The organism is Devosia sp. (assembly GCF_040509215.1).
Classification (GTDB): domain Bacteria; phylum Pseudomonadota; class Alphaproteobacteria; order Rhizobiales; family Devosiaceae; genus Devosia.
Genome location: NZ_JBEVLL010000356.1, coordinates 1 through 6,412 on the forward strand (window position 1 = coordinate 1; position 6,412 = coordinate 6,412).

Annotated in this window: 8 protein-coding genes; 5 read left to right on the forward strand and 3 right to left on the reverse strand. The window is 62.9% G+C overall.

Going from position 1 to position 6,412, the window contains the following annotated elements:
* The first annotated feature begins 205 nt into the window (after positions 1 to 205).
* Positions 206 to 1,342 (forward strand): molecular chaperone DnaJ, encoded by a 1,137-nt coding sequence (gene dnaJ / locus ABW043_RS20115; protein ID WP_353922975.1) that lies wholly within the window; start codon positions 206 to 208, stop codon positions 1,340 to 1,342.
* Positions 1,343 to 1,431: 89 nt separating this feature from the next.
* Here dnaJ and ABW043_RS20120 read toward each other — a convergent pair whose 3' ends face one another.
* Positions 1,432 to 1,839, reverse strand: coding sequence for a VOC family protein (locus ABW043_RS20120; RefSeq protein ID WP_353922976.1), 408 nt, complete (start codon positions 1,837 to 1,839; stop codon positions 1,432 to 1,434).
* A 124-nt stretch (positions 1,840 to 1,963) separates the two neighbouring features.
* On the opposite strand from ABW043_RS20120, the gene ABW043_RS20125 reads away from it, so the two are divergent.
* Positions 1,964 to 2,509: an NADPH-dependent FMN reductase gene (locus ABW043_RS20125; RefSeq protein ID WP_353922977.1), complete on the forward strand. Its 546-nt coding sequence runs from the start codon at positions 1,964 to 1,966 to the stop codon at positions 2,507 to 2,509.
* A 3-nt stretch (positions 2,510 to 2,512) separates the two neighbouring features.
* Positions 2,513 to 3,118 (forward strand): histidine phosphatase family protein, encoded by a 606-nt coding sequence (locus tag ABW043_RS20130; protein WP_353922978.1) that lies wholly within the window; start codon positions 2,513 to 2,515, stop codon positions 3,116 to 3,118.
* Here the strand turns inward: ABW043_RS20130 and ABW043_RS20135 are convergent.
* Positions 3,115 to 3,549 carry a MarR family winged helix-turn-helix transcriptional regulator gene (locus ABW043_RS20135; RefSeq protein WP_295413302.1) on the reverse strand — a complete coding sequence of 145 codons (435 nt, stop codon included), beginning with the start codon at positions 3,547 to 3,549 and terminating at the stop codon, positions 3,115 to 3,117. The genes ABW043_RS20130 and ABW043_RS20135 overlap by 4 nt on opposite strands.
* A 155-nt stretch (positions 3,550 to 3,704) precedes the next feature.
* Between ABW043_RS20135 and pyrF the strand changes: the two genes are divergently transcribed.
* The gene (pyrF, locus tag ABW043_RS20140; protein ID WP_353922979.1) at positions 3,705 to 4,406 is read left to right on the forward strand and encodes an orotidine-5'-phosphate decarboxylase; all 702 of its coding nucleotides are present in this window, start codon (positions 3,705 to 3,707) and stop codon (positions 4,404 to 4,406) included.
* Positions 4,403 to 5,170, forward strand: coding sequence for a TIM barrel protein (locus ABW043_RS20145; protein ID WP_353922980.1), 768 nt, complete (start codon positions 4,403 to 4,405; stop codon positions 5,168 to 5,170). The genes pyrF and ABW043_RS20145 overlap by 4 nt, the downstream gene beginning before the upstream one ends.
* 63 nt (positions 5,171 to 5,233) lie before the next feature.
* On the opposite strand, the gene ABW043_RS20150 is transcribed toward ABW043_RS20145, so the two are convergent.
* The gene (locus tag ABW043_RS20150) at positions 5,234 to 6,235 is read right to left on the reverse strand and encodes an adenosine kinase (protein ID WP_353922981.1); all 1,002 of its coding nucleotides are present in this window, start codon (positions 6,233 to 6,235) and stop codon (positions 5,234 to 5,236) included.
* Between the last annotated feature and the right edge of the window lie 177 nt (positions 6,236 to 6,412).

The following is a 6,412-nucleotide window of genomic DNA, read 5'->3' on the forward strand; positions in this document are numbered from 1 at the left end:
CCTTGTTCCACGTGAATCACTGAAGCTGCGTCAGCAAAGTTGCCCCTTTTGCACTCTCTTGCTAAAGCACTTGCAACACGGCCCTGGAACTTGCCGACCCCAGACCCCTTGCGGGTTGTGGGGTCGATTGCCATCTAGGGACAAATGTTAGGGCTGCCTAAGCGGGGCGCGAGAAAAGCGCGACCGGCTGTTTCGGAGAAGATTTTTGGCCAAACGCGATTTTTACGAAGTGCTCGGCTGCCAGAAGGGCGCCGACGAGGCGGCTCTGAAAAGCGCCTATCGCAAACTCGCCATGCAGTTCCACCCGGACCGCAATCCCGGCAATGCCGAAGCCGAGAACAAGTTCAAGGAAATCAACGAAGCCTACGACACGCTCAAGGACGGGCAGAAGCGCGCCGCCTATGACCGCTTCGGCCATGCCGCCTTCGAACAGGGCGGCGGGCGTCCCGGCGGCGGTTTCGGGCCTGAATTCACCTCGTCCATGTCCGACATCTTTGAGGACATCTTTGGGGATTTCATGGGTGGCGGTGGCCGTCGTGGCAGCGGCGGTGGGGCCTCCAAGCTCCGCGGCTCGGACCTGCGCTACAATCTTGAAATCTCGCTCGAAGAGAGTTTTGAAGGCCGCACCGTCGAAATCGACGTGCCGACGCTGGTCGGTTGCGACACCTGCGAAGGCTCTGGCGCCAAGCCGGGGACCGGCACCCATACCTGCCGGCAGTGCAATGGCCATGGCAAGGTGCGCGCCGCCCAGGGCTTTTTCACCATCGAACGCACGTGCCCGGTCTGCCAGGGTCGTGGCCAGATGATGGACCAGCCCTGCACCGATTGCGGTGGCCAGGGCCGCCGCCAGGAAAATCGCAAGCTCTCCGTCGATATTCCCAAGGGGATCGAGGACGGGACGCGCATTCGCCTTGCCAATGAGGGCGAGGCCGGGGTGCGGGGCGGCCCGCCGGGCGATCTTTATATTTTCATCTCGATCCGGCCGCATGACCTGTTCCAGCGCGATGGCGCGGACCTTTATGCGCGCGTGCCGATTTCCATGACCACGGCGGCGCTGGGCGGCGAATTCGAAGTGCCAACGCTCGATAGCGCCCGTGCCAAGGTGAAAGTGCCGACGGGCACGCAGCCGGGGCAGAGGGTGCGGCTCAAGGGCAAGGGCATGCCCGTCTTGCGGACCAAGGATATCGGCGACCTCTATGTGCAGCTCGATATCGAGACGCCGCAGAACCTCTCCAAACGCCAGCGCGAGCTGCTGGAAGAGTTTGCCGAGCTCGAGACGAAGGATACCAGCCCGCAATCGGGTGGGTTCTTTGATAAGCTGAAAAAGATGTTTGAAGCCTGAAATGAAAATCCCCGCGCGAGCGGGGATTTTTGTTTTTAAGCTGCAAAGCGAGATTCCCGCTTTCGCGGGAATGACACCGTGGGTGGCAACTATTCTGTCGGCATGCCGGACATGTCCATCCAGACATATTCCCAGACGTGGCCATCGAGATCGGCGACGGCGCGGGAATACATGAAGCCCATGTCCTGGGCGTCGCGCACTTCCTTGCCGCCGGCTTTCAAACCAGCGTCGGCGATGGCATCCACCGCTTCGCGGCTATCGCGCGACAGGGCGTAGAGCGCCTGGGTTTCCTTCCTGGCGTCCGCGATGGGCAGGCGGGCAAATTCCTTGAATTTCTCGTGGGTGAGAACCATCACGAAAATCGTATCCGAGATGACGATGCAGGCGGCGGTTTCGTCGGTGAACTGAGGATTGTGATCGAAGCCCAGCGCCTTGTAATAGGCCATGGAGGCGGCAAGGTCGGCGATCGGCAGGTTGACGAAAATCATCGAGGGCATGGTTCGCTCCAATGGTTAGGTATTTTCTTAAGTAATGTTGGATTGGCTTGGCCAAGTCAATCCTCTTGCCTTCGACGGACGAGCCAAGCCATTTTCGACAAGACAAAACTATTTCGGAGTCACCATGAAGACGGCGCTCACCCTTTCCGGTTCGATCCGCAAGGGATCTTACAATCGTGTCCTGCAGCAACATATGGGCCGGGCCCTGACGGCGGCAGGCGTCGAGGTCACCGAGCTGGACCTTGGCGACTTTCCCATGCCGATCTTCAACGAGGATCTCGAGGCCGATTCGGTGCCGGAGGCGGCGGTGAAGCTGGCCGAGATGTGGCGCAGCCATGACATCGTCTTTATCGCTACGCCGGAATATAATGGCGGGGTGTCGCCGCTGATCGTCAACACGATCACCTGGATCAGCCGGCAAAGGCCGAGCCCGTTCCGCCATGCCGTGTTCGGCATTGGTGGGGTGAGTTCGGGGAAGTATGGGACCATCTGGAGCCTGAGCCACCTGCGCGACTCGCTCTCCAAGGTGGGGGCGCTCGTGGTGCCGACGCTGCTGGGCATCGGGCCGGCCGAGGAATCGCTCGATGCGGACGGCAATCCGGTCGAGCCGGCGATCAAACGCAAGGTCGAGCAGATGGTGCAGGAACTGACGCACTTTTCGCGAGGATAGGCGATGAAGGCTCTCTATCTGACCCATCCGCAGGTGCGCATGGATCCGGCCGTGCCGGTGCCGCTCTGGGGCCTTTCCGAAGAGGGACGGCAGAGAGCCGACGCTTTTGCGGCCCGCCGGATCGTTCCGGCGGGCACTTTTGTGTTTTCGAGCCGGGAGACCAAGGCGCTGGAGCTGGCCGAGATCGTCGCGGCGCAGGCGGGGACGCCGGTGTTAGCCGATCACCTGATGGGCGAGAACGATCGCAGCGCCACAGGTTTTTTGCCGCCGGCGCTGTTCGAGGAAACGGCGGACCGGTTTTTTGCCGCGCCGGAGGAAAGCGTCGATGGCTGGGAAAAGGCGGGGGATGCGCAGCGCCGGATCGTCGAGACGGTCTTAGCCGCGCTCAAGAGCGTGCCGCCGGATACGGCGGTGGTCTTTTGCGGCCATGGCGCGGTGGGGACGCTGCTCAAGTGCCACCTTGGCACGCGAAAGATTGCGCGCAGCGAGGACCAGAGCCGACATGGCCACCGCGGAGGCGGCAATGCCTTTGTGTTCGATGTGGCGGGCACGGCACTGCATAGCGAATGGGTGCCGATGGAAGCGCTGCCGGACGAGTGGTGGCGTTAGGCTTTTTTGTCGCTCAGCGCAAAAAGGTCGAGGGCGTCGGCCAGGGCTTCGGTGAGACGATCGAGGCGGGCCGGATCGGTTTCGAGCTGGCGCAGGCGATTGGGACCGGCGAGGGGAACGGCGCCGACGAGGTCGAGACCTTTTTGCGTGATGGCGACCAAGCGGGCGCGGCGATCGCGCGGGTCGGTGCGGACGATGCAGAGGTCGAGGCGGCGGAGTTCGTCGATGGATTGACCCAATGTAGCCGCGTGCATGTCGAGGCCCTTTCTGAGGGCCGCGAGCGCCATGTGGGGGCGCTCGGCCAGCGTGTGGAGCACGGCGAGCTGCAGGCCGGTAATGCCGTGGCGCTGTTTCAGTTCGAGGTGGAAGGCGGCGATGGCGGAATCGAGCCGCATCCAGGCGACCAGGGTGGAAAGGGCCTGCTGCTGCATTTTTCCTTCGGGGGCAGAGATGAATCGGCCGTCTTATGACGGCATAGGATTCCTGCCGCAAGGTGCTATGCCGGCATAGGAGCGGCGATTTCGTCTTGCCGTGGGGTCGGCGATATGCGACCCCAGCCCAAATCAGCGACAGAAGGGATTTTGCCATGGCCGGCCATTTGATCGTGGGGCTCGACGTTTCGACGCGCGCCCGTGCCGAGGAAATTGTTACCGCGCTGGGCGATACCGTCGACTATTACAAGATCGGCTATCAGTGCTTTTATGGCGCCGATGGCTTTGCGCTCGGCAAGGAGCTGATCGCGGCGGGCAAGAAGGTGTTCTTTGACCTGAAACTGCTCGACATCGACAACACGGTCGAAAAGGGCGTGGCGGCGATTGCCGCGACCGGCGCGGCGATGCTGACGGTGCATGCCTATCCCAAATGCATGAAGGCAGCCGCCAAGGCGGCGGAGGGGTCAAACCTCTGCGTGCTGGGGGTGACCGTGCTGACCTCGATGGACGACGCCGATGTGAAGGACGCCGGCTATGAGCGCGATGCGGCGGGGCTGGTGGCCCTGCGCGCGCAGCAGGCCAAGGAAGCCGGGATCGGCGGCATTGTCGCTTCCTCGCATGAAGCGGAAATGGTGCGGACGATTCTCGGGCCGAAAATGGCCATCGTGACGCCGGGCATTCGACCGGCGGGCGCGGCGCTCGGCGACCAGAAGCGGGTGATGACGCCGGCCGAGGCACTGGCGGTGGGCGCGAGCCATCTGGTCGTGGCGCGGCCCATCGTCGAGGCGGCGGACCCGGCGGCGGCAGCGCGGGCTATTCTGGCCGAAATGGCCGGCACGGGCACGAGGCTGGCATGACGAAATTTTCAGCCTGCATTGAAATGCTGTTCGTGCCGGAAACCCCCGATCCGGTGGAGCGGGTGCGCCTTGCCAAGGCGGCCGGTTTTGAGGCGGTGGAATTCTGGCTGTGGTCGAACAAGGACCTCGATGCCGTGGAGCGGGTGCTGGGTGAAACCGGCGTCAAGCTCGCCGGGATCGTGGCGGAGCCTTTTGCCGAGCTGACGCGCGAGGGGGATCATGATCGGTTTCTCGCGGGGCTGGAGAAGAGCCGGGATGTGGCGCTGCGGCTTGGGGCCGGCGTGCTGATCTGCCAGTCGGGGCCACTGCTTACGGGCATCGCGCGAGCTAAGCAGCATGAGGGGCTGACGATCGCCATGCAGCGTTCGGCCGAGGTGCTGAAGGGGTCTGGGGTTCGCCTGGGGCTCGAGCCGCTCAATGATCGCGTCGATCATCCGGGATATTATCTCACCAGCACGGTTGAGGCGCTCGATATCATGGATGCGGTCGATCGGCCGGAGATCGCGATCACCTATGATCTCTACCATTCCATGGTGATGGGCGAGGTGCCCGAAGAGGTGGTTGGGGACCGCGCAAGGCACATTGTGCATGTGCATGTGGCCGATCATCCAGGGCGCAATCAGCCGGGGAGTGGCGGGCTCGATTTGAAGCGGCCGCTCAAGTGGCTGCAGGGGCAGGGCTATGAGGGGTTTGTCGGGCTCGAGTTCCGGCCAACGGCGGGGACGGATGAAGCGCTGACGCAGATGCGGGCGAGCCTCGCTTAGCCCTGAAACAGAGATCCCCGCTTTCGCGGGGATGACGTCGAGTGTTTTCGAGATGTTTGCGGTTTAGCCGGCGAGGCCGTGCTGCTTGCTCAGGTCCTGCAGGTCGAGCTGTGGCCTGGCGCCGATGTGGGAGATGACTTCGGAGGCGGCAAGGCAACCGGTCTTGAGGGCGGATTCGAGGTTCTGGCCGCGGGCCATGCCGAGGAGGAAGCCGGAGGCAAAGAGGTCGCCGGCGCCGGTGGCATCGACGACAGTGTCGATCGGAAAGGCGGGAACCGAGACGACTTCGCCATTGTATACCGCCATAGCACCCTCGGCGCCCATGGTGATGGCGGCAAGCTCGGCATCCTGCGCGATGGCGCGGACGGCTGTGCCGAGGTCATCAGTTTCGTAAAGCGACTTCAGCTCGTGGACGTTGGCGAAAACGTAGTCCACCGTCTTGGAGCGGATCAGGTCCAAAAATTCGGCGCGGTAGCGGTCGACGCAGAACGGGTCGGACAGCGTGAAGGCGGCAGCGCGCTCATGCTTGTGGGCATAGTGGGCGGCGAGCACGAAGGCCTTTTTGGCTTCGACCGGGTCCCACAGAAACCCTTCCATATAGGTGATGGCGGCGCCGCCGATTTCGTCGGGGCGGATATCGGCTTCGGTGAGCTGGTGGCACGCGCCGAGATAGGTGTTCATGGTGCGCTCGGCTTCCGAGAGGAAGATCATCGAGCGGGCCGTCAGCGCGCCGTTCTTGAGGCGCGAGGTGTTGTAATAGACGCCGATGGCGTTGAGGTCGTTTTCAAAGACATCGCCCAGGGGATCGTCGGCGACCTTGCCGATGAAGGCAGCGCGACCACCGAGCGAGGCGACGCCCGCTGCGGTGTTGGCGGCGGAGCCACCCGAAATCTGCTGCCGGCTCAGCGGCATCTTTGAATAGAGGTCTTCGGCCCGATCGGTATCGATCAGGTGCATGATCCCCTCTTTCATGCCTTCGCGCTCGATGAAGCCGGGCTCAACCGGAGCGATGATGTCGACAATGGCATTGCCAATGGTCAGCACGTCGAAGCGGGTCTGGGTCATGCGGGCAGTCCGGGATGAGGAAAATCGGGGCTGGGTTTAGCGCATGAGGGGAGCGGGGGCAATGTTTTGGGATTTTGGGCTCTCAGTCACCCCCTCCCGTCCTCCCCCATCAAGGGGGAGGTGTCAGATCGAGTGCGTCGCAGTATCTCGCCAAATCCACGGTCCCTTCACCTCCCC

Bases quoted from the DNA above. Each gene is read 5' to 3' on its own strand.
- ABW043_RS20120 (WP_353922976.1), bottom strand. From the start codon at position 1,839: ATGCCCTCGATGATTTTCGTCAACCTGCCGATCGCCGACCTTGCCGCC.
- ABW043_RS20125 (WP_353922977.1), top strand. From the start codon at position 1,964: ATGAAGACGGCGCTCACCCTTTCCGGTTCGATCCGCAAGGGATCTTAC.
- ABW043_RS20130 (WP_353922978.1), top strand. From the start codon at position 2,513: ATGAAGGCTCTCTATCTGACCCATCCGCAGGTGCGCATGGATCCGGCC.
- ABW043_RS20135 (WP_295413302.1), bottom strand. From the start codon at position 3,549: ATGCAGCAGCAGGCCCTTTCCACCCTGGTCGCCTGGATGCGGCTCGAT.
- pyrF (WP_353922979.1), top strand. From the start codon at position 3,705: ATGGCCGGCCATTTGATCGTGGGGCTCGACGTTTCGACGCGCGCCCGT.
- ABW043_RS20145 (WP_353922980.1), top strand. From the start codon at position 4,403: ATGACGAAATTTTCAGCCTGCATTGAAATGCTGTTCGTGCCGGAAACC.
- ABW043_RS20150 (WP_353922981.1), bottom strand. From the start codon at position 6,235: ATGACCCAGACCCGCTTCGACGTGCTGACCATTGGCAATGCCATTGTC.